This window comes from Streptomyces cinereoruber, assembly GCF_009299385.1.
GTDB classification, from domain to species: domain Bacteria; phylum Actinomycetota; class Actinomycetes; order Streptomycetales; family Streptomycetaceae; genus Streptomyces; species Streptomyces bikiniensis.
The window spans coordinates 6,111,940-6,133,923 of sequence record NZ_CP023693.1; the positions used below are offsets into that span (position 1 = coordinate 6,111,940).

Genomic DNA, 21,984 nt, shown 5'->3' on the forward strand with positions numbered 1-21,984 from the left:
GCCGGCCCCGGCTCCGTCCCCGTTCCCGGCCCCGTCTCCGGAGGGTGCCGCGTCCGTCGTCCGGACCGGTACCCGCAGGACCGCGCCGCACTGGCAGCCGAGCTCCGGGTGCGGCCAGTCGTCCTCGCGGCCGCAGGCACCGCAGCGGACGGTGACCCACTCGTCCGTCCAGTTCCGGCGCGTGATCGGCTCCGCCACCGCGCCCGCCGCCACCGGCGGCGCCACGGGGCTCCCGCACGCGCAGGGGAAGACGGGTGCCGCGTACGCCTGTGTGCTCAGACACTCCGGGCAGCGCACCGGTACCGAATCGCCCACGATCCAACCCCCTGTCGTCCGCTCCCATCGTCCACCCATCCACCGCCCGGAGGGGGGTGTTCGGCCACTTCGGACGTCCCGGAACCGGCCCCGGACCCGCCCGGACCACCCTCCTGACCGCCCCCGGCCGTTCCGGCACGCGGACCTCCCTTGACGGTTCTTCGCCACCCCACCTACATTGCTTCCACATAGCAGAACAGCTTTTCCGTATTACGGAAACTGGCGACGAGCTCCCCCGAGTCGCGGGGAGCCCGCCCGGTTCCGCCCGGCCGAAGCAGGAGCACTCCCATGCCTCGTATGACCGCCGCCGCAGCGGCCGTTGAGATCCTCAAGCGCGAAGGCGTCACCCAGGCGTTCGGCGTCCCCGGCGCGGCGATCAACCCCTTCTACCGCGAGCTCAAGAACGTGGGCGGCGTCGGCCACACCCTCGCCCGCCACGTCGAGGGCGCGTCCCACATGGCCGAGGGCTACACCCGCGCCAAGGCCGGCAACATCGGCGTCTGCATCGGTACGTCCGGCCCCGCCGGCACCGACATGATCACCGGCCTGTACTCGGCGATCGCCGACTCGATCCCGATCCTCTGCATCACCGGCCAGGCCCCGGTCTCGAAGCTCCACAAGGAGGACTTCCAGGCCGTCGACATCGCCACCATCGCCAAGCCGGTCACCAAGGCCGCCACCACCGTCCTGGAGGCCGCGCAGGTCCCCGGCGTCTTCCAGCAGGCCTTCCACCTCATGCGCTCCGGCCGTCCCGGCCCGGTCCTCATCGACCTGCCGATCGACGTCCAGCTGACCGAGATCGAGTTCGACCCGGAGACGTACGAGCCGCTGCCGGTCTACAAGCCGCGCGCCACCCGCGCCCAGGCCGAGAAGGCGCTGAGCTTCCTCCTGGAGTCCGAGCGGCCCCTGATCGTCGCCGGCGGCGGCATCATCAACGCCGACGCCTCCGACCTGCTCGTCGAGTTCGCCGAGCTGACCGGCGTCCCGGTCATCTCCACCCTCATGGGCTGGGGCACCATCCCGGACGACCACGAGCTGGCCGCCGGCATGGTCGGCGTCCAGACCGCGCACCGCTACGGCAACGCGACCTTCCTGGAGTCCGACTTCGTCCTCGGCGTCGGCAACCGCTGGGCCAACCGCCACACGGGCTACAACCTGGACGCGTACACCAAGGGCCGGAAGTTCGTCCACGTCGACATCGAGCCCACCCAGCTCGGCAAGATCTTCGCCCCGGACTACGGCATCGCCTCCGACGCCAAGGCCGCCCTGGAGCTCTTCCTGGAGATCGCCAAGGAGTGGAAGGCCGCCGGCCGCCTCCCCGACTTCACCGCCTGGGCCGCCTCCGCGCAGGAGCGCAAGGCCACCCTCCAGCGCCGCACGCACTTCGAGAACATCCCGATGAAGCCGCAGCGCGTCTACGAGGAGATGAACAAGGCCTTCGGCCCGGAGACCCGGTACGTCACCACCATCGGCCTCTCCCAGATCGCCGCCGCGCAGTTCCTGCACGTCTACAAGCCGCGCCACTGGATCAACTGCGGCCAGGCCGGCCCGCTCGGCTGGACCATCCCGGCCGCCATCGGCGCCGCCACCGCCGACCCGGAGACCCCGGTCGTCGCGCTCTCCGGCGACTACGACTTCCAGTTCATGATCGAGGAGCTGGCGGTCGCCGCCCAGCACAAGGTCCCCTACGTCCACGTCCTCGTGAACAACGCCTACCTGGGCCTCATCCGGCAGGCGCAGGGCGGCCTCGGCATCAACTTCGAGGTCAACCTGGAGTTCGAGAACATCAACACCCCGGAGATCGGCGTCTACGGCGTCGACCACGTCAAGGTCGCCGAGGGCCTGGGCGTCAAGGCCATCCGCGTCGAGGACCCGGAGAAGCTGGGCGAGGCCCTGGAGCAGGCCAAGAAGCTGGCCGTCGAGCACCGGGTCCCGGTCGTCGTCGAGGCGATCCTGGAGCGCATCACCAACATCGCGATGAGCAAGACGGTCGACATGAGCGACGTCACCGAGTTCGAGGACCTGGCCACCGAGCCCGGCCACGCCCCGACCGCGATCAAGGCCCTCCAGGTCTGATCCCGGAGGCGTGACACGGCCCCCGCCCCGAGGAGCACCGGGACGGGGGCCGTGTCACGTCCCGGTGCCCTGCGCCCGTACGAGCACCGCGCCCGCCTCCGTCCACTCGTACAGGACCGACCGGCCCGCCCGTCCCCGCCGGACGAGGCCCGCCTCCCGCAGCACCTTCAGGTGCCGGCCCACCGAGCCGAGGCCCTGCCCGGTCAGGGCCACCAGCTGGCTGGTGGACTTCGGCGTCCCCAGGCGCACGAGCACCCCCGCCCGCCCCGGTCCGAGCAGCGCGCCCAGCGCCCGCGGCACGACCGGGCCCGAGGCGTCCGCCAGGACGCCCGCGCAGGGGTAGACCACCGCGAACCGCTCCGTGCCCTCCCAGGACACCCAGCCCGTCGCCGGGGTCACCGGTACGAAGAGCAGCCGGCCGCCGTCGACCGAACGCGGCGGGTACGGGCGGGCGTTGACCTGGAGCCGGCCGTCGCCGAGCCAGCGCATCCGGCCCGGCGACAGCTCGTCCAGGGCCGCCGCCCAGCCGGCCCGGCCCAACCGCGCGGTCCGCGCCGTCACGTCGGCTTCGAGGATCCTCCGCCGCCGCGGCCACTCCGGGAGCACGGTCTCCTCCCACACCCACGTCAGGACCTCCGCCATCCGCCCGGGCAGGTCCCGCGCCGAGCGCAGCGGCTCCGGTACGGGGCCGTCGAGGGCGACGGCCAGCTGCGGCACCGCCCCGGCCGGGTCGGCGGCGCGGACGGCCTCCACCTCCTCCCCGAAGGACCGCTCGCCCTCGCCGAGCGGCGTCGGCGTCAGGAAGTCCGCGTTCCAGGTGGGGCCGATCGCGGCCCGTACGAGCAGGGCGTCGAGCGGCTCGGCCGCCAGACGCGCCCGGTAGGCGGGCAGCGAAGACGCCAGCCAGGCCCGTTCGCCCGGATGGGTCGCGGCGGCCGCGTGCAGGGTCTTGAGCGCGGCGATCGTCTCGGCCAGCGGCGAGACCACGAAGCGGCCGCCCGCGAGCGAGTCGGTCCCGATCCGCCACCAGCCCATCCCGCCGCCCCCGGAGCTCCTCGGTTTCGCCTCCGCGCGAAACGATAACGGCGGGCGCCGGACGCCCCCGAGACTCCCCGCATGTCCCGTCACCGCGCCCGCCACGGCACCCGTCAGGAAGCCCGTCACGACACCTGCCGGGACGCCCGTCACCGCTCCCGTCACCACACCCGCCAGGGCCCCCGCTACCGCTCCCTCTTCCGCACCCCCGAATTCGCCCCGCTCTTCCTCACCGGCTCCGCCCACACCGCCGCGCAGACGGTGGCCGGGCTCGGGCTCGCCACCCTCGTCTTCCGCGCCACCGGTTCGCCGCTCCTCTCGGCCCTGGCCCTCTTCGGGCCCTCGCTCGCCCAGCTCCTCGGCGCGACCACGCTGCTCTCCGCCGCCGACCGGCTGCCGCCGCGCGCCGCGCTCTCCGGGATCGCCCTCTTCTTCGCCGTGGGCACGGCCGTCCTGGCGGTCCCCGCCGTCCCCACCTGGGCGGTCTTCGCGGTCCTCCTCGCCGAGGGGCTCGCGGCCTCGCTGGGCGGCGGGGTGCGGTACGGCCTCCTGAACGAGATCCTGCCGCGCGAGGCGTACCTCCTCGGCCGCTCGGTGACGAACATGGCCACCGGCGTCTGCCAGATCGGCGGTTTCGCGGCCGGCGGGCTCCTCGTCGCCCTGCTCTCGCCGCGCGGCGCGGTCCTCGCCGGCGCCGGGCTCTACCTCGCCGCCGCCCTCCTCGCCCGGCTCGGCCTCGCGGCGCGCCCTCCGCGCGCGGAGGGACGCCCCTCGATCGCCGCGACCCGGCGCGCCAACGCCCGGCTCCTGTCCGTGCCCGCCCGCCGCCGCTGCTACCTCGCGCTCTGGGTGCCCAACGGGCTGATCGTGGGCTGCGAGTCGCTGTTCGTGCCGTACGCCCCCGAGCGCGCCGGACTCCTCTTCGTCTGCGGCGCGTTCGGAATGCTGGTCGGGGACACCGCCGTCGGCCGCTTCCTGCCGGAGCGGCTGCGCGCCCGGCTCCGCTTCCCGCTCCAGGCGCTGCTCGCGGCCCCGTTCCTGCTCTTCGCCCTCGACCCCGGGCTTCCGCTCGCGCTCGCCGCCGTGACCGTGTCGGCAGTGGGGTACGGGGCGAGCCTGCTGCACCAGGAGCGGCTGATGGCCCTGGTGCCGGAGGAGCTGGGCGGTCACGCCCTGGGCCTGCACTCCTCGGGGATGCTGGCGTTCCAGGGGGTGAGCGCGGCCCTGGCCGGCACCCTGGCCCAGTACGCCTCGCCGCGGACCGGGATGGTGCTCCTCGCGGTCGCCTCGCTCGCCGTGACGTTCCTCCTGGCGCTGGCCGACCGGCGGGAAACGAAGAAGAGCGCGGAACCAGGGACCGTAAACCTGGTTCCGCGCTCTTCCGTCTGATGTCCGCCCGACGGTGCGAGGCTGGCGCGACAGGACGTTCGCGCCGCCGGGCGGAGTTCTCGGGAATCCCCCTCTATATAAGGGGAGGCGTTGGGACCGCGGCGGTGCCGACGGGCGGAGCGGCCGTCCTTCCTTCAGGTCAGGAAGGGGGCCGTCGCCCTTACCACCGCACTGGCTCGGCGCCGCCGCGGTCCTCACGCTGTCCGGTTCACCGGCCACCCCTCATTCGGGCCGGTGTTCCGGACCGCGTACGGCACTGACCTCCCGTCAGGTGCCGTACGCAGTCTGGGTGTCGCCGTGGATCAGTCGCGCAGGGCGGCGACCGCCTCGGCGACGCGCCGGCCGTACTCCGGGTCGGCGGCGGCGAAGTGCGCGACGTTCTTCTCGATGACGTCCTCGCGGGACACCTGGGAGAGGCTGCCGGCGATGTTGGCGACCAGGCGGCCCTTCTCGTCCTCGGACATCAGGCGGTAGAGCTCGCCGGCCTGGAAGAAGTCGTCGTCCTTGACGTGTGCGGGCGCCTCGTGGGTGCCGGTCCAGCCGTGGATCGCGAGCGGCGCGGAGAGCGCGGCGTCGGTCTGGGCCGGGCCCTGGTACGAGTTGGGCTCGTAGTTCTTGTCGTGGCGCGAGCCGTTGCGGGTGGCCATGAAGCCGTCCCGGCCGTAGTTCTGCGCCGTGGTCGCCTTGGGGGCGTTGACCGGCAGCAGGGTGTGGTTCACGCCGAGGCGGTAGCGGTGGGCGTCCGCGTAGGCGAAGAGGCGGCCCTGGAGCATCTTGTCCGGCGAGGGGCCGATGCCCGGGACGAAGTTGTTCGGGGAGAACGCGGCCTGCTCGACCTCGGCGAAGACGTTGTCCGGGTTGCGGTCGAGGACCAGGCGGCCCACCCGCTGGAGCGGGTAGTCGGCGTGCGGCCACACCTTGGTGAGGTCGAACGGGTTGAAGCGGTAGTCCGCGGCCTCGGCGGCCGGCATGACCTGGACGTAGAGGGTCCAGGAGGGGTTGACGCCCCGCTCGATCGCCTGGAGCAGGTCGGTCTGGTGCGAGTTGGCGTCCTTGCCGACCAGCTCGGCGGCCTGCTCGGCGGAGAGGCTGCGGATGCCCTGGTTCGTCTTGAAGTGGTACTTGACGAAGAAGGCCTCGCCCGCCTCGTTGGTCCACTGGTAGGTGTGCGAGCCGAAGCCGTGCATGTGGCGGTACGAGGCCGGGATGCCGCGGTCGCCGAAGAGCCAGGTGATCTGGTGGGTGGACTCGGGGGAGTGCGCCCAGAAGTCCCAGACGTTGTCCGGCTCCTGCTTGCCCGTGAACGGGTCGCGCTTCTGCGAGTGGATGAAGTCGGGGAACTTGATCGGGTCCTTGATGAAGAACACCGGGGTGTTGTTGCCGACGAGGTCGTAGTTGCCCTCCTCGGTGTAGAACTTCAGCGCGAAGCCGCGGGGGTCGCGCACCGCGTCCGCGCCGCCGAGCGAGTCGGCCACGGTGGAGAAGCGGATGAAGGTCTCGGTCCGCTTGCCGACCTCGGAGAGGAAGGCGGCCTTCGTGAAGCCGGTGACGTCGTCGGTGACCTCGAAGTACCCGTACGCGCCGGAGCCGCGGGCGTGCACCACGCGCTCCGGGATCCGCTCACGGTTGAAGCGCGCGAGCTTCTCCAGCAGGTGCTGGTCCTGGAGGAGGAGGGGGCCACCGACGCCGGCGGTGGCGGAGTTCTGGTTGTCGGCGACGGGGGCGCCGGACTCGGTCGTAAGCACGCGCTGCGACATCGTGACCTTCCGTACGGGAGCTGCACTGTGTGACGGTGCCAGGAGCGTAGGTACGCCCTCCGAAAAACGTCAACAGTTTGTTGAAAATGAAGTGTGGTGTTCCGGTCGGCGGCGGCGCCTGGGCGCGACAGGACAGTTGTCAGCGCCGCCGCCGACCGGAAATCGGGGGCCCCGGGGAAGCGGGGACGGGGTCAGACCTGCTGGCCGGAGAGGCGCTCGACGGCGCGCAGCAGGGCCGAGTGGTCCAGGCCGCCGTCGCCCTGCGCGCGCAGGGAGGCGACGAGCTGGGCGACGACCGCGCCGACCGGGAGGGCGGCGCCGACGTTGCGGGCGGCGTCGGTGACGATGCCCATGTCCTTGTGGTGCAGGTCGATGCGGAAGCCCGGCTTGAAGTCCCGGTTCAGGAAGTTGTCCTTCTTGCGGGTCAGCACGGTCGAGCCGGCCAGGCCGCCGTTGAGGACGTCCAGGGCGGCGTTGAGGTCCACACCGGACTTCTCCAGGAAGACCACGGCCTCGGCGCAGGCCTGGATGTTGACCGCCACGATGAGCTGGTTGGCGGCCTTCACCGTCTGGCCGGAGCCGTGCGGGCCGCACAGCACGATGGTCTTGCCGAGGGCCTCCAGGATCGGCAGGGCCTCGTCGAAGTCGGCCTGCTCGCCGCCGACCATGATCGAGAGCACGGCCTCGATGGCGCCGGCCTCGCCGCCGGAGACCGGGGCGTCGATGACGCGGATCCCCTTCTCGGCGGCGTTCTTGGCGAGGTCGACCGAGGTCTGCGGGGTGATCGACGACATGTCGACGATCAGCGCGCCCTGCCTGGCGTTCTCCAGGATGCCCTCGGGGCCGTAGGAGATCGCCTCGACCTGCGGGGAGGCGGGCACCATCGTGATGATCACGTCGGCGTCCTCGACGGCCTCGGCGATCGAGCCCGCGGCGGCGCCGCCGGCCTTGGCGAGGCGGTCCAGCTTGTCCTGCTCCAGGGTGAAGCCGGTGACCTGGTAGCCGGCCTTGAGGAGGTTCTCGGACATGGGGGAGCCCATGATGCCGAGGCCGATCCACGCGATCTTGGGAAGGTTGCTCATGAGGGTGCCTCTCGAAAACTGGTGGTACGGGGGAGGGGGCGCGGGTCGGCCGGTCAGCGGGCCGCGCGGGCCTCGGCCGGGAGCCACGCGAAGGACGCGGCGGCGTCGGCGGCCTTGTACTCCAGGCCGACCCAGCCGTCGTAACCGGCCTTCTTCAGCTCGTCGAGGAGCTGCTCCAGGGGCAGGTCGCCGGTGCCCGGCGCGCCGCGGCCCGGGTTGTCCGCGATCTGCACGTGACCGGTCTTGTCCGCGTACTGCGCGATGACCGCGCTCACGTCCTCGCCGTTCATCGACAGGTGGTAGACGTCGAGCAGGAACTTGGCGTTGCCGAGTCCGGTGGCCGCGTTGACCTTGTCCACGACCTCGATCGCGGCGGGGGCGCTCACCAGCGGGTAGAGCGGCGACTCCGGCTCGTTGAGGGTCTCGACCAGGAGGATCGCGCCGACGCGGTCGGCGGCCCGGGCGGCCAGGACCAGGTTCTCCAGGGCGAGGGAGTCCTGGATCTGCGGGTCCACGCCCTCGACTCGGTTGCCGTAGAGCGCGTTGAGCGCCTTGCAGCCGACCGAGGCGGCGAAGTCGGCGGCCACGTCGATGTTGGCGCGGAAGCGGTCCGACTCCTCGCCGGGCACGGAGAGGGCCCCGCGGTCCGGGCCGGGGAGCTGTCCGGCGTAGAAGTTCAGTCCCACCAGCTGGGTGCCGGCGTCCTCGAGGGCCTTCTTGAGGGCGTCGAGCTCGCTCTGCTCGGGGGTGGCGGTGTCGATCCAGGGCCACCACAGCTCGACCGCGGTGAAGCCCGCCGCGGCGGCGGCCGCGGGGCGCTCCAGGAGCGGGAGTTCCGTGAAGAGGATCGACAGGTTCACATCGAAGCGCTGATCGGTGTATCCCATGAGGGGTAGGCGCTCCTTCCGTATCGCGGAAGTAAGTTTCTGTCTGACGGAATGCTGCAAGCAGGTCGCCGCACTTGTCAAGGGGTCCCCGCAGGTCCGGGGCTCCCGCGGGGCCCGGGAGGGGCCGTAGCGTGGGGCCATGGTGCGTTTGAGAGTGGAGTTCACGACCGAGCCGTTCGACCTCGACGAGGCGCCGGCGCACGCGGTCGTGGCCCGTGAGGTCATCCAGTCGGCCGACCTGGACGCGGTCGACGTCGGTCCCTTCGGCAACACGGCGGAGGGCGGCGCCGACGCGGTCCTCACCGCCGTCGACGCGCTGCTCCGCGAGTCGCTCGCGGCCGGCGCCACGCGCGTCTCGCTCCAGGTCAACGTGATCGAGGGGGGCGAGAAGTGAACGAACACCCCTTGATCGCCGCGGTGAAGCCCCTGGTCGACGCCATGGGCGCCGAGCTGCTGGACCCCGGGCTCGCCGAGCCCGACGACGTCGTCCTGTCCTGGGAGGGGGAGGACGTGCTCGCCGTGCGCCTCCCGCAGCTCTCGGAGTCCCTGGACCACATCCTGGCCGCCATGGAGCGGCGGCACGGGACGCCGCTCGCCGAGCTCGACCGCAAGTCCAAGCAGGAGATCGTCCGGCTCCTGGAGGCCCGCGGGGCCTTCTCCGTGCGCCACGGAGTGGAGACGGTGGCGGGCGCGCTCGGCGTCAGCCGCTTCACCGTGTACAACTACCTCAACCGTGAGACCGCCCTGAACAGGGAAAAGGCCGTCAAGGCCGACTAGTTGATCATGTGTGTCCACAAGCCGTCGTCCGCATGTCGGGACGACGGCTTTTGTGTCACCGACTTTTCAACAAAGTGTTGACGTTGTGTTGTGGAGGGCGTTAGCTATCCGCAGCCCGTCCGACGCACAGCGAAAAACAGCCACGGAGGCTTCCCGTGACTTCAGGTACGACACCGGGCCTGGCCCGGTTCAACACCTCGGCGGACAGCGAGGCCCTCGCCGCGCTCCACGAGGTGTGCTCCAGCTCGGCGTGGGGGAGCAAGATCCTCGCCCAGCGCCCGTACACCACCGCCGAAGCCCTCTTCCTCGCCAGCGACGCCGCCATGGCCGAGCTGACCGCCGAGGACCTGGCCGAGGCGATGGCCGGGCACCCGCCGATCGGTCGTCCGAAGGCCGGGGACCCGACCTCCTCCCGCGAGCAGAGCGGGATGGCCGGCGCCTCCGAGGAGCTCAAGGCCGAGATGCTCGAACTCAACCTGGCCTACCAGGACAAGTTCGGTCATGTCTTCCTCATCTGCGCCACCGGCAAGAGCGGCGAACAGATGCGCGACGCGGTCCGCGAGCGGATCGGCAACTCGCCCGAGGCGGAGCGGGAGATCGTCCGCACCGAACTGGGCAAGATCAACCGCATCCGGCTCACCCGCCTCGCCGAGGGCGCGTAGGCCCCGCAAGGGCCCGCGAGCCCCGCAGAGGACCCGTAGCAGAACAAGGAAGAGAGCGCCGCAATGAGCACCGACACCACGGCCTCGGTGTCCACGCACATCCTGGACACCAGCATCGGCCGCCCCGCCGAGGGCGTCGCCATCACCCTCGCGGCCCGCGCCGGCTCCGACGCGGAGTGGACCGCGCTCGGCGGCTCCGCCACCGACGCGGACGGGCGCTGCAAGGACCTGCCGGCCCTGCCGGAGGGCACCACCCACGTACGCCTCGACTTCGAGACCGAGGCGTACTTCTCGACCAAGCACAGTGCGAAGAAGCAAGCCGAGGCGCAGCAGGACGCCCCCCGCGTAAGGGACAGCGGTGCGTTCTTCCCGGAGGTGGCGATCACGTTCGCCGTCACCCCGGGCGAGCACTACCACGTACCGCTGCTGCTCAACCCGTTCGGCTACTCCGTATACCGAGGGAGCTAGCAGACATGCCCACGATTCTCGGCCAGAACCAGTACGGCAAAGCAGAGAACCGCGTCGTCAAGATCACGCGGGACGGCGCCACCCACCACATCAAGGACCTGAACGTCTCCGTCGCCCTCTCCGGCGACCTCAGCGACGTCCACCTCACCGGCTCCAACGCCAACTGCCTCCCCACCGACACGACGAAGAACACCGTCTTCGCGTTCGCCAAGGAGTACGGCATCGAGTCCGCCGAGCAGTTCGGCATCCACCTCGCCCGCCACTTCGTGACGAGCCAGGAGCCGATCAAGCGCGCCCGGATCCGGATCGAGGAGTACGGCTGGGAGCGCATCGCCTCCTCCGACGCCAACTCCAAGTTCATCGGCTCCGACGAGGTCAACCACTCCTTCGCCCGCAAGGGCCAGGAGACCCGCGTCACCCAGATCACCTACGACGGCGAGAAGTGGGAGGTCATCTCCGGCCTCAAGGACCTCGTCGTCATGAACTCCACCAACTCGGAGTTCTGGGGCTACATCAAGGACCAGTACACGACCCTCCAGGAGGCGTACGACCGCATCCTGGCCACCCAGGTCTCCGGCCGGTGGCGGTTCAACTGGACCGACGACGACCAGCGGATGCCCAACTGGGAGCGGTCCTACGAGCAGACCAGGAAGCACATGCTCGAGGCCTTCGCGGAGACCTACTCGTACTCCCTCCAGCAGACGCTGTACCAGATGGCCACCCGGATCATCAACCACCGCTCGGAGATCGACGAGGTCCGCTTCTCGCTCCCGAACAAGCACCACTTCCTGGTCGACCTCGAGCCCTTCGGCCTGAAGAACGACAACGAGGTCTACTACGCCGCCGACCGCATGTACGGCCTCATCGAGGCCACCGTCCTGCGTGACGGAGCCACGGCGCAGATCCCGGTCGACATGACCAACCTCTAAGCGGCATCTGAGTGACCGGCCCCCGCCCGCCCGCAGCCGGGCGGGGGCCGCACCAGACCGGAGGGAACCTTCCCATGGCACAGCCTGCAAAGGGGCCGGCAACCGCCGAAGGCCCGTGTTCCACCCCCTCGTCCTCCCCGGCCCCCTGCCACCCGGTGGACGAGAAGCTCCCAGCCTCGCGGCTCGTCCCCGCGGCGCTCCAGCACATCGCCGCCATGTACGCCGGCGTCGTCACCCCTCCGCTCATCATCGGCCAGGCCGTCGGCCTGGACGCGGCCGGCATGACCCGGCTCATCGCGGCCAGTCTGCTGATCGCCGGCTGCGCGACGGTCCTGCAGACCCTCGGCGCCGGACGCTTCGCCGGAAACCGGCTCCCGTTCGTCAACGCCGCCTCGTCCGCCGGCATCGCCCCGATGCTCGCCATCGCCGAGACCAGCGCCCCCGGACACCAACTGCCCGCCATCTACGGCGCGGTGATGGTCGCCGGAGTCTTCTGCCTCGCCGTCGGCCCCTTCTTCGGCCGGCTCCTGCGCTTCTTCCCGCCGCTCGTCACCGGCGTCGTCATCACCCTCATCGGGGTCACCCTGATGCCCGTGCCCGTCGCCTGGGCCCAGGGCGGGGACCGGACCGCCGACGACTTCGGCGCCATGAGGTACCTGGCCCTCGCCGGCTTCACCCTCGTCGTCATCCTGCTCTTCCAGCGCTTCGGCAAGGGCTTCGTCAAGCAGATCGCCCTGCTCCTCGGCCTCTTCATCGGCACCCTCGCCGCGATCCCCTTCGGGATGGCCGACTTCGGCGCCCTGCGCGAGGCGCCCGTCGCCGCCCTGCCCGCGCCCTTCGCCTTCGGCGCCCCCGAGTTCCAGCCCGCCGCGATCCTCTCCCTGTGCATCGTGATGCTGGTCCTGATGACCGAGTCCAGCGCCGGCATGCTCGCCCTCGGCGAGATCTGCGAGCGGCGCACCGACGGCCGGACCATCACCCGCGGCCTGCGCACCGACGGCATCGCCACCCTCCTCGGTCCCGTCTTCGGCGGCTTCCCGACCTCGGCCTTCGCCCAGAACGTCGGCGTCGTCTCGCTGACCCGGGTCCGCTCCCGGTACGTGGTCGCCACCGCCGGCTGCGCCCTGCTCGTCCTCGGCGCCTTCCCGGTCCTCGGCGCGGTCGTCTCCACGGTCCCGATGCCCGTCCTCGGCGGCGCCGGCATCGTCCTCTTCGGCTCGATCGCGGTCAGCGGCATCCGCACCCTCTCGGAAGCCGGACTGGACGACAGCTCCAACATCATCCTGGTGGCCGTCGCGCTCGGAGCGGGCATCATCCCGCTCGCCGCCCCCACCTTCTACGCCGACTTCCCGGCCTGGGCGCAGACCGTGCTCGGCTCCGGCATCAGCGCGGGCGCGCTCGTCGCCGTCCTGCTCAACCTGTTCTTCCACCATCTCGGCACCCGGAGCCGTCACACGGCCCCGGCACTCAAATCCTCCTAGGGTCCTGCCGTGCCCACACCACCCCCGAGGAATGAAGGAAGCACCGCCATGGCAGCACCTTCGGCAGCCCCCCAGCGGATCGTCGTCGAGAACGCGGCGATCGCGACCGTCGACGCGAACGACACCGAGTACGCCTCCGGGTACCTCGTCGTCGCCGACAACAAGATCGAGTCCATCGGTGCCGGCAAGGCCCCCGAAGGCCTGGAGAACGTGGTCCGGCGCATCGACGCCACCGGCCACCTGGTCACCCCCGGCCTGGTCAACACCCACCACCACTTCTACCAGTGGATCACCCGCGGCCTGGCCACCGACCACAACCTCTTCAACTGGCTGGTCGCGCTCTACCCGACCTGGGCCCGCATCGACGAGCAGATGGTCCGCGCCGCCGCCCAGGGCTCGCTGGCGATGATGGCCCGCGGCGGCGTCACCACCGCCATGGACCACCACTACGTCTACCCGGTGAACTCCGGCGACCTCTCCGGCGCCATCATCGGCGCCGCCTCCGAGATGGGCGTCCGCTTCACCCTCGCCCGCGGCTCCATGGACCGCAGCGAGAAGGACGGCGGCCTGCCGCCGGACTTCGCCGTCGAGACCACCGAGGGCGCGCTCGCCGCGACCGAGGAGACCGTGAAGCGGTACCACGACGCCTCCTTCGACGCGATGACGCAGGTCGCCGTCGCCCCCTGCTCCCCCTTCTCCATCTCCACCGAGCTGCTCCGCGAGGGCGCGGCGCTCGGCCGCCGCCTGGGCGTGCGCATGCACACCCACGGCTCGGAGACCGTGGAGGAGGAGAAGTTCTGCCACGAGCTCTTCGGCATGGGCCCGACGGACTACTTCGAGTCCACCGGCTTCCTCGGCGAGGACGTGTGGATGGCGCACTGCGTCCACATGAACGACTCCGACATCGCCGCCTTCGCCCGCACGAAGACCGGCGTGGCGCACTGCCCCTCCTCCAACGCGCGCCTCGCCGCCGGCATCGCCCGCGTACCGGACATGCTCGCGGCGGGCGTCCCCGTCGGCCTGGGCGTCGACGGCACCGCCTCCAACGAGTCCGGCGAGCTCCACACCGAGCTGCGCAACGCGCTCCTCATCAACCGCCTCGGCGCCCACCGCGAGGCCGCGCTCAACGCCCGCCAGGCCCTGCGCCTCGGCACCCACGGCGGTGCGCAGGTCCTCGGCCGCGCCGACAGCATCGGCTCCCTCGAAGCCGGCAAGCTCGCCGACTTCGTCCTCTGGAAGATCGACGGCCTCGGCCACTCGACCATCGCCGACCCGGTCACCGCCATCGTCTTCGGCGCGGCGGCCCCGGTCACGGCCTCCTTCGTCAACGGCCGGCAGATCGTCGAGAACGACCGTCTGCTCACCGTCGACGAGGACGCCATCGCGCGCGACGCGCGCACGGAGGCGCAGCGCCTGGCCCGCATCGCGGCCCAGGCCTGACCCTCCCCACGGAGTCCGGCCGAGGGGGACGGCCCTCGGCCGGTCGCCGCGGATCCGAGCGGGATCCGCGGCAGCCCGACCGGGAGGTGCCGTACGCAGAAGACCTACGGCACCTCCCGGAACGGTGACCCCCGCCCGTACTCCCACCGGGCACCCAGCCCTCCCGTCAGGCACCCGCCCGTACTCCCACCGGGCACCCGCCCACGCGCCGCACCCCCTCCGCGGCCGCACCACCCGGCCTCCCGAGGCCCGCCCCCGCGACGAGCCGCACCTCCCGCACCCCGCACCGCATCGCACCACCTCCCAGACACCCGCGTCACCGCCGACGTGTAACCGACCGGAGGAACCGCCGTGGCATCCAAGCCCCAGGTTCGCAATGCACAAGACGCAGGCTCCGCCCCCGAAGACCGCGAGAAGCATCCGGTCGACGAGACGCTGCCCCCAGTGAAGATGCTCACCAGCGGTCTCCAGCACGTGGCCGCCATGTACGCGGGCGTCGTCGCGCCGCCCCTGATCGTCGGAGCGGCCGTCGGCCTCTCCGGCACCGAACTCACCTTCCTCACCGGCGCCAGCCTCTTCACCGCCGGCCTCGCCACCTTCCTCCAGACCCTGGGCGTCTGGAAGATCGGCGCCCGCCTGCCGTTCGTCAACGGCGTCACCTTCGCCGGCGTCGCCCCGATGCTCGCGATCATCGACACCACCGAGAACAAGGCCGACGCCCTCCCCGTGATCTTCGGCGCGATCATCGTCGCCGGACTCCTCGGCTTCCTCGCCGCCCCCTGGTTCTCCCGGCTCGTCCGGTTCTTCCCGCCGGTCGTCACCGGCACCGTCATCACCCTCATAGGCGTGTCCCTCCTCCCGGTCGCGTTCGGCTGGGCCCAGGGCCCCAACCCCCAGGCGAAGGACTACGGTTCGACCACCTTCCTCTCCCTCGCCGGCATCACCCTCGTCGTCGTCCTGCTCCTGCGCCGCTTCACCCGCGGCTTCCTCAAGCAGATCGCCGTCCTGGTCGGCCTCGTCATCGGCACCCTCATCGCCATCCCGTTCGGCGTCACCGACTTCTCCCCGGTGACCGAGGCGGACATCGTCGGCTTCCCGTCCCCCTTCCACTTCGGCGCCCCGCAGTTCGCCCTCGCCGCGATCATCTCCATGTGCGTGGTCATGCTGGTCTCCATGACCGAGTCGACCGCCGACATGCTGGCGCTCGGCGAGATCGTGGACCGGCCCGCCGACGAGAAGACCATCGCCGCCGGACTGCGCGCCGACACCCTCGGCTCCGCGATCAGCCCCCTGTTCAACGGCTTCATGTGCAGCGCCTTCGCCCAGAACATCGGCCTGGTCGCCATGACCCGCATCCGCAGTCGCTTCGTCGTCGCCTGCGGCGGCGGCTTCCTGGTCCTCATGGGCCTCTCGCCGGTCGCGGCCTCGCTGATCTCGGTCGTGCCCCGCCCGGTCCTCGGCGGCGCGGGCGTCGTCCTCTTCGGCTCGGTCGCCGCCAGCGGCATCCAGACCCTCGTCAAGGCGGGCCTGGAGAAGGACAACAACGTCCTGATCGTGGCCGTCTCGCTGGCGGTCGGCATCATCCCGATCACCTCGCCGACCTTCTACCACGCCTTCCCGGAGACCGCGAAGATCATCCTGGACTCCGGCATCTCCACCGGCTGCGTCGCCGCCGTCCTGCTCAACGTGGTCTTCAACCACCTGGGCCGGCGCCGGGACGACGACCAGGTCACCGCGCCGATGGAGCCCGGCGAGGAGATCTCCGGCAGCCGCACCGCGAAGGCGGCGCACGTCCACTGAACCCGCACCCCGTCCCCCCGGCCGCCCCGGCCCCCGCCCACCCGGCGGGGCCCGGGGCCGCCGCGCGTACCACGGACCCGACCGCGACGGCCGGAACGGAGGCCGGCACCGGCACCGGCCCCGGAACGGCCGTCCGTACCCGAACGAGCCCCGGATCCGGAGCGACCACCGGCCCCAGAAGGGCGGCCATCCTCCGAACGGCCGGCAGCCCCCGAACGGCGGCCGGGACCGTCGTCCTGATCAACCCCAACACCTCCGCCGCCACCACCGCGATGATGACCGCCATCGCCCGGCGCGCCCTGGGACCCGCCCACCCCGTCCGGGGCGTGACCGTCGCCCGGGGCCCGCGCATGCTCACCGACCCGGCCGCGCTGCGCGCCGCCGCCCCCGAGGTCCTCGCCGCGGGAGCCGCCGCCGCGGGGGGCGACTGCGCCGCCCTCCTCGTCGCCGCCTTCGGGGACCCGGGCCTGGCCGCCCTGCGCGCGGCGACCGGACTCCCCGTGGCCGGCCTCGGCGAGGCGGCGCTCCTGGAGGCGGCCGCCGACGGCACCCCCTTCGGCATCGCCACCACCACCCCGCTCCTGGCCGACGCCATCACCGCCCGGGTGGCCGAACTCGGGCTCTCCGACCGGTACACGGGCCTGCGGCTCACCGCCGGCGTCCCCGAACGCCTCTCCGCCGACCCGGCGGTCCTCCTCGACCGCCTGGAGCGGGCGGTCCGCGCCTGCGCGGAACGGGACGGGGCCCGCACCGTCGTCATCGGCGGCGGCCCGCTCGGCGAGGCGGCCGAGGAGCTCGGGGCGCGGTGCGCCGTCCGGATCGTCGCCCCGATCCCGGCGGCCTGCCGGTCACTGGCCCGCCTCCTGACGGAGTGACGGCGGAAGGCGCCCGCCCCGCTCACCCCTCCGCCGCGATCCGGCGCAGGCACTCCCGGGCCAGGGACGGGTACGCGGCGCCGATCGCCTCGTACAGGCGCCTGCGCAGCAGCCGTTCGGCCTCGCCGCGCCCGGTCTCGCCGTACAGGCCGTCGAGCAGCGTCTCGTACCGCGCGAGGGCGTGCCGCAGATAGCTCACCTGCCACCGTACGAGCGACCCGGCGGGCACCCCGGCCGTCCGTACCGCGCGCTCACGGCCCGGTCCGGGCGCCCCGCCCGTCCGCGTCCCGCCCCCGCCTTCCGGTCCGGGCGTCCCCGGGCTCCGGGCCCCCAGCAGGTGCCGGTGGCGGACGGCGCGGCGCTCCAGCTCGGGGCCGGGCAGCCGGGGCACCTCGATCGGCTCCGTGCGGATCGCGGTCAGGACGGCGGCCCGCCGCCGCTCGGCGTACACCCCGGTGGCCGAGGAGCGGGCCCGCGAGAGCTCCGCTGCCCCGGCGAACTCGGGCGTCCGCTCCACGGCCTCCACCCGGGCGAGCAGATAGAGCCGCACGGGCGCGAGGGACCAGCGGCGCGGGTCGCGCCCCTGCACGTCGGGCGTGCCGAGCAGGTCCCGGACCATCGCGTCGGTCCAGCCGCGCCCGCGCACCCCGGCGAGCGACACATAGGTCGTACGGTCCGTCATGTTTCCCCCAGAACTCGACTACGGAGAGTGACGATCCCAGTGAAGCGCACCCCACTGACAACGCCCCCTCCGAGCGTCCCTCCCGGTGCCCCCTTGTCGAGTCCGCTCCGACTGTGCGATATAGGTCTGGACCTTTCCGAAGGACGGAGGCCGCACCGTGCAACGCCCGTTCCCCCCACGCCGCTTGCTCGCCCCGGCAGCACTTCTCGCGCTCGCCCTCACCGCCTGCTCCGCCGCCGGGGCCGAACCGGAGGACACCCGCGCCCCCACCGCGCCCACCGGGGTCACCGCGACCTCGGGCAGCTCCACCACCGTCCACGTCATGTGGAACGCGGCCACCGACGACCGCGCCGTCACCGGCTACGAGGTCCACCTCGACGGCCGCAAGGTCAAGGACCTGCCCGCCACCACCCTCATGACCGACGTCGTCGGCCTCGCCCCGGCCACCCCCCACCGCTTCACCGTCCGCGCCCGCGACGCCGCCGGCAACGCCTCGCCCCCCAGCGCCACCGTCGCCGCCACCACGCTCCCGGCGGCCACCGAGGACCGCACGCCCCCCACCGCCCCGACCGGCCTCCGCGCCGCCCCCGACGGCAGCCGCGCCGCCACCCTCCGCTGGACCCCGGCCCGGGACGACACCCGGATCACCGCGTACGACGTCTACCAGGCGGACACCCGCGTCCACACGGTCCCGGGCACCGCCACCGGCACCCGCCTCACCGGTCTGCGCCCCGGCACCGCCTACGCGTTCACCGTCCGCGCCCGCGACGCCGCCGAGAACTCCTCCCCGGACAGCAACACGGCCGACCTCACCACCGCCCCGGCCCCGGGCGCGCCCCCGAACACCGCCCCCACCGACCTCGCCGCCACCGCCGCGAAGGGCGGCGAGATCACCCTCACCTGGACCCCGCCGAAGACGGGCGCCCCGGTCACCCACCACGAACTGCACCTCAACGGCCGCTTCGCCACCACCATCGTCTGGGGCACCGCTCCGCCCCCCGGCCGCGCCACCTACACCTTCCCGGTCACCGACCCCCCGGGCACCCGCTACACCCTCACCCTCCGCGCCCGCCTCCCCGACGGCACCTGGGGCGACTTCTCGGCCCCGAGGACGGTGACCGTGCGCTGACCCCCTCGCGAACTGCGGCGACACACCTGCCGCCCGCTCCTTGCAGCCCTGAACCGCCCACCCGGAACTACCCTGGGAAGCGTGGCCGAGACCGTTCTCACCAACACCGGGCTCGACAGGTTCCTCGAACTCGTCGGCGGAGCACCAGAGCACCGCGGCCCCGCGTTCGCGCGGGCCGCCGAGGCGGTGCTCGGGCTCCTCGCGCTGCGGGGGGCCGACCGGGGGACGGGGGTGCCCGAGCCGACGCCCGAGCTGACGCGGCAGCTCCTCCTGGAGGACCTGCCCGCGTTCGTGTACGTGCCGCCCGGCGAGCTCGCGCTCTACCCCGCCGTGCTCGGGGCGCTCGCCGCGCGCTTCGACGGGAGCTGCGTCGAGCGGATCGCCGCGGTGGTCGCGGAGACGGCGCCCGACTTCGAACGGGCCATGCACGACCCCGGGAACCTCACCTGGCACCGCTGGTACGCCTCCCTCCTGCGCACCTGCGGCGCCGACCTCGCCGACCCCGAGGACGTACGCCGCAGGCTCGCCGCCCTCGACGGCGCGCCCCTGCCCGACGGAGCGCGCCGGGCCGATCTCATGGGGCGGACCGCCCTCGCGGACGTCCTGCTCACCGAGGCTCTCACGCGCGCGTACGTACGGGACGCCGAGGAGCCGCCGCCCGTCGGACCGCTGCTCACCGACCACGCCGTCGCGACCGGCATCGGACGGGTCGCCACCGCCCTCCGGGACCGCTGGACCGCCGCCGGACTCGCCGAACAGCTCGCCGGCCCCTACGCCCACTACGCCCCCGGGCCCGACGCCTTCCCCCACCTCGTCCTGGCCGACGCCCTCCTGGACGAGCACCTCGACCACCACGGCGACCCCGCCGTCCCCGTGCCCCCGCCGCCCGCGATCGAGCACGGGTCCGCCGAGACGGACGCGGACACTCTCCTCGCCGCCGTAGAGGAGCTCGCCGAGGAGGAGTTCGAACCGTACGGGGGCGAGGCCCCGCACCTCCTGTACGTGGTCTACCAGCGCGGCTGCTCCGCCGAGTCCGTCGCCCGCAAGGCCGCCGAGTACGAGGACTGGACCGTCGATCCCGCCCTGGAGGACCTGCCCGTCCCCGTGCCGGACGGCGCGCCCGGCGCGTACGCGGTCCCGCCCGTGCCGGAGCTCGTCCGGCTCCTGGGCACCCCGGGGCTGGACGAGGTCGACCGCGCCCGGCTCGAAGGACCCGCCCGGGACCTGGCCGCCGTCCTCGACCGGCTCGCCGCCACCGGCCTCGTCTTCCGCACCGGCGACGCCTTCGGCCTCACCCCGCGCGGCGCGGGCGCCGTGCGCTACCTGCTCGGCGTGCGCGGGGTCGCCGCGCCCGACGCCGCCGAGGCCGCCGCCTGGCCCGCGACCGTCCTGGTCGCCGCCGCCGGCGGCTGGCCCGCACCGGTCGCCGCGCGCGTGCTCGCCGACCGGCTCCACGCGCGCGTGGACACCGCCCACGCCTGGACCGAACTGCTCGACGCCCTCGGCACCGTCCACGCCGGCACCTCCGAAGCGGCCGCCACCCGGGGGCTCTTCGCCGTCCTGGACACCACCACCGCCCCGCCCGAGGCGCTGCGCGCCGCCCTCCGCGACCCGGTGCTCGGCGCGTACGCCCTCCGGGCCCTGGAGGAGCGGGGCGAGGAGGCCGACCCGATCCAGGTGCCGACCTCGGCCCGCGCCCTGCACGTCCTCGACGCGCTGCCCGCCAAGAAGGGTCCCCTGGAGTCGCGCCGCGCCGCCTTCGACGCGGCGGCCGCCGCCTGGCCCGGCGGCTCCGCCGCCCTGGTCCGCGCGATGGCCGAGGCCGACCGCCACGAGGCGGAACGCGTCCTCGGCCCGCTCGGCATCGCCCTGCCGTGACGCCGGAGAACTTGACGGAACCCCCGCCTCACCCCGCCGTGAGGTACATCCCCGACGCACCCGCGCCCGCCGTGTTCCGGCACGCGCGGTGGCCGGACGGGACGGCGTGGATCAGGGCCAGGCAGCGGCCGAGGGCCTGCTGGCCGTAGGCGTTGGGGTGCATCGACTCCTGGACCAGGCCCTGGGTGCTCCGGCTGTCGATCCAGCGCGCCCATTCGCTCGTCGCCGCCGACGGCGGCAGGGAGGCGGTCGCCTGCCGGCTGGACCTCGCGCACACCTCGCGCCCCTGGAGGCTGTCCCGCAGGTCCAGGAACTGCGCGCCCTTCGCCACCGCGACCTGCCGCAGCCGGTCGGCGAGCCGGGGAACCAGGGTGTCCCGCGCCCAGTCGGCGTCGGCGTCCCAGAACGGGCAGCCGCCCGTGCTCGTACGGGACCAGCCGCTCTCCGCGTAGCGGTTCTCGGCGGCGCGGGGGAGGGGGGAGGGGTACGACTGGAGCACGATCCGGTAGTCGGAAGCGCCGTACCCGGCGCCGGACATGACGGCCCGGATCTCGTCGACGGCCTTGCCCACGTTCGCCATCACGCCGTCGATGCGCGCGTCGACCACGGCCTGCTGGTCGTCGTGGCAGTACGAGTACCAGACGATGTAGTCGGTGGCACAGGCGGTGATGATGTCGGCGAAGCCGAGGTCGTTGCCGCCGACGGAGAGCGCGATCAGCTCCACGTCGTGCGTGGCGGCCACGGCGGCCAGTTGGTCGGCCTGGGGCGCCTCGCCCTTGTGGGAACGGCCGCCCCGGACGGCGCGGAAGACGTTCTCGGTGGTCGCCCCCGAGCAGGCGAGGTTGATCAGGGAGGCGGCGACCGGACCGGCGCTGCGCACCTCGGAGGTGTCGGAGCGGTGGCAGCCGCCCGCCGTGGAGCCGTACACCCGCGACGGGTCGTAACCGCTGCCCGTCCAGGCCCGGTCGGTGCCGTAACGGCTGCCGGAGTCGGTCAGGCCGTTGCCCTGCCAGCGTCCGGCCTCGCCGGAGATGTAGCTGTCGCCCATGGCGACGACGGCGGTGGGCCCGGAGCCGGGGGAGGCGTGGGCGGGCGGGGCGGCGACGGAGGCGAGTCCGGCGGCGGTACACAGGGCCAGGAACGCGCGCAGGGCGCGGTGGGGGTGCGAGGGCATGGCTGTGCTCCTGCGGTACGCAGTGACGTGGGGGACGGCCGCCGGCCGGTGGCAGGCGGAATCTCGCACGGCATGGCTTGTTACCGCTAGGTAGCTGCATATCTCGGTTGTGTCTCGTCGCCTGTGACGCCACAGGCCGACGCCGCGA

19 protein-coding genes are annotated in these 21,984 nt (G+C 72.8%); 13 read left to right on the forward strand and 6 right to left on the reverse strand.

Annotated elements, in window-relative coordinates; translation table 11 throughout:
* The first annotated feature begins 603 nt into the window (after window positions 1-603).
* Window positions 604-2,391 carry a glyoxylate carboligase gene (gene gcl / locus CP977_RS27545; RefSeq protein WP_079130960.1) on the forward strand — a complete coding sequence of 596 codons (1,788 nt, stop codon included), beginning with the start codon at window positions 604-606 and terminating at the stop codon, window positions 2,389-2,391.
* A 54-nt stretch (window positions 2,392-2,445) separates the two neighbouring features.
* Here the strand turns inward: gcl and CP977_RS27550 are convergent, their stop codons facing one another.
* Window positions 2,446-3,426, reverse strand: a complete 981-nt coding sequence (locus CP977_RS27550; RefSeq protein WP_109184343.1) for an ArsR/SmtB family transcription factor — start codon at window positions 3,424-3,426, stop codon at window positions 2,446-2,448.
* 81 nt (window positions 3,427-3,507) lie between these two features.
* Here CP977_RS27550 and CP977_RS27555 point away from each other — a divergent pair, with 81 nt between their 5' ends.
* Complete coding sequence (locus CP977_RS27555) at window positions 3,508-4,815, forward strand: MFS transporter (protein WP_229991792.1); 1,308 nt, start codon at window positions 3,508-3,510, stop codon at window positions 4,813-4,815.
* 302 nt (window positions 4,816-5,117) lie between these two features.
* Here CP977_RS27555 and CP977_RS27560 read toward each other — a convergent pair whose 3' ends face one another.
* The 3 genes from CP977_RS27560 to CP977_RS27570 all read right to left on the reverse strand — a co-directional run bounded on the left by CP977_RS27560 (window position 5,118) and on the right by CP977_RS27570 (window position 8,541).
* Window positions 5,118-6,572, reverse strand: a complete 1,455-nt coding sequence (locus CP977_RS27560; RefSeq protein WP_062751558.1) for a catalase — start codon at window positions 6,570-6,572, stop codon at window positions 5,118-5,120.
* A 191-nt stretch (window positions 6,573-6,763) separates the two neighbouring features.
* Complete coding sequence (locus tag CP977_RS27565; protein ID WP_062751557.1) at window positions 6,764-7,654, reverse strand: 2-hydroxy-3-oxopropionate reductase; 891 nt, start codon at window positions 7,652-7,654, stop codon at window positions 6,764-6,766.
* Between the two features lie 53 nt (window positions 7,655-7,707).
* The gene (locus tag CP977_RS27570; protein WP_062751556.1) at window positions 7,708-8,541 is read right to left on the reverse strand and encodes a TIM barrel protein; all 834 of its coding nucleotides are present in this window, start codon (window positions 8,539-8,541) and stop codon (window positions 7,708-7,710) included.
* 142 nt (window positions 8,542-8,683) lie between these two features.
* Between CP977_RS27570 and CP977_RS27575 the strand changes: the two genes are divergently transcribed.
* From CP977_RS27575 to CP977_RS27615, 9 genes are all read left to right on the forward strand, one after another.
* Window positions 8,684-8,935, forward strand: a complete 252-nt coding sequence (locus CP977_RS27575; protein WP_062756771.1) for a YkoF family thiamine-binding protein — start codon at window positions 8,684-8,686, stop codon at window positions 8,933-8,935.
* Window positions 8,936-8,979: 44 nt separating this feature from the next.
* Complete coding sequence (locus tag CP977_RS27580) at window positions 8,980-9,318, forward strand: helix-turn-helix domain-containing protein (protein ID WP_062756772.1); 339 nt, start codon at window positions 8,980-8,982, stop codon at window positions 9,316-9,318.
* A 155-nt stretch (window positions 9,319-9,473) separates the two neighbouring features.
* Window positions 9,474-9,980, forward strand: coding sequence for a 2-oxo-4-hydroxy-4-carboxy-5-ureidoimidazoline decarboxylase (uraD, locus tag CP977_RS27585; protein WP_062751555.1), 507 nt, complete (start codon window positions 9,474-9,476; stop codon window positions 9,978-9,980).
* Between the two features lie 63 nt (window positions 9,981-10,043).
* A complete protein-coding gene (gene uraH, locus CP977_RS27590) occupies window positions 10,044-10,448 on the forward strand; it encodes a hydroxyisourate hydrolase (protein ID WP_062751554.1) in 405 nt (134 codons plus the stop codon).
* A 5-nt stretch (window positions 10,449-10,453) separates the two neighbouring features.
* A complete protein-coding gene (gene pucL / locus CP977_RS27595; RefSeq protein ID WP_062751553.1) occupies window positions 10,454-11,377 on the forward strand; it encodes a factor-independent urate hydroxylase in 924 nt (307 codons plus the stop codon).
* Window positions 11,378-11,451: 74 nt separating this feature from the next.
* On the forward strand, window positions 11,452-12,858 hold the full coding sequence (locus tag CP977_RS27600; protein ID WP_062751552.1) for a nucleobase:cation symporter-2 family protein: 1,407 nt from the start codon (window positions 11,452-11,454) through the stop codon (window positions 12,856-12,858).
* Between the two features lie 48 nt (window positions 12,859-12,906).
* Entirely contained in the window at window positions 12,907-14,298 is a 1,392-nt protein-coding gene (locus CP977_RS27605; RefSeq protein WP_109184346.1) for an 8-oxoguanine deaminase, read from the forward strand.
* Window positions 14,299-14,649: 351 nt separating this feature from the next.
* The gene (locus tag CP977_RS27610) at window positions 14,650-16,098 is read left to right on the forward strand and encodes a nucleobase:cation symporter-2 family protein (protein ID WP_062751550.1); all 1,449 of its coding nucleotides are present in this window, start codon (window positions 14,650-14,652) and stop codon (window positions 16,096-16,098) included.
* Between the two features lie 239 nt (window positions 16,099-16,337).
* Window positions 16,338-16,973 (forward strand): aspartate/glutamate racemase family protein, encoded by a 636-nt coding sequence (locus CP977_RS27615; protein WP_275431371.1) that lies wholly within the window; start codon window positions 16,338-16,340, stop codon window positions 16,971-16,973.
* 22 nt (window positions 16,974-16,995) lie between these two features.
* On the opposite strand, the gene CP977_RS27620 is transcribed toward CP977_RS27615, so the two are convergent.
* Window positions 16,996-17,655 (reverse strand): hypothetical protein, encoded by a 660-nt coding sequence (locus CP977_RS27620; RefSeq protein ID WP_152370995.1) that lies wholly within the window; start codon window positions 17,653-17,655, stop codon window positions 16,996-16,998.
* A 157-nt stretch (window positions 17,656-17,812) separates the two neighbouring features.
* Between CP977_RS27620 and CP977_RS27625 the strand changes: the two genes are divergently transcribed.
* Together CP977_RS27625 and CP977_RS27630 are read left to right on the forward strand one after the other, a co-directional pair.
* Complete coding sequence (locus CP977_RS27625) at window positions 17,813-18,784, forward strand: fibronectin type III domain-containing protein (RefSeq protein ID WP_229991789.1); 972 nt, start codon at window positions 17,813-17,815, stop codon at window positions 18,782-18,784.
* Window positions 18,785-18,865: 81 nt separating this feature from the next.
* Window positions 18,866-20,662, forward strand: coding sequence for a hypothetical protein (locus tag CP977_RS27630; protein WP_152370996.1), 1,797 nt, complete (start codon window positions 18,866-18,868; stop codon window positions 20,660-20,662).
* A gap of 28 nt (window positions 20,663-20,690) precedes the next feature.
* Here the strand turns inward: CP977_RS27630 and CP977_RS27635 are convergent, their stop codons facing one another.
* On the reverse strand, window positions 20,691-21,836 hold the full coding sequence (locus CP977_RS27635) for a GDSL-type esterase/lipase family protein (RefSeq protein ID WP_062751546.1): 1,146 nt from the start codon (window positions 21,834-21,836) through the stop codon (window positions 20,691-20,693).
* Window positions 21,837-21,984 lie beyond the last annotated feature (148 nt).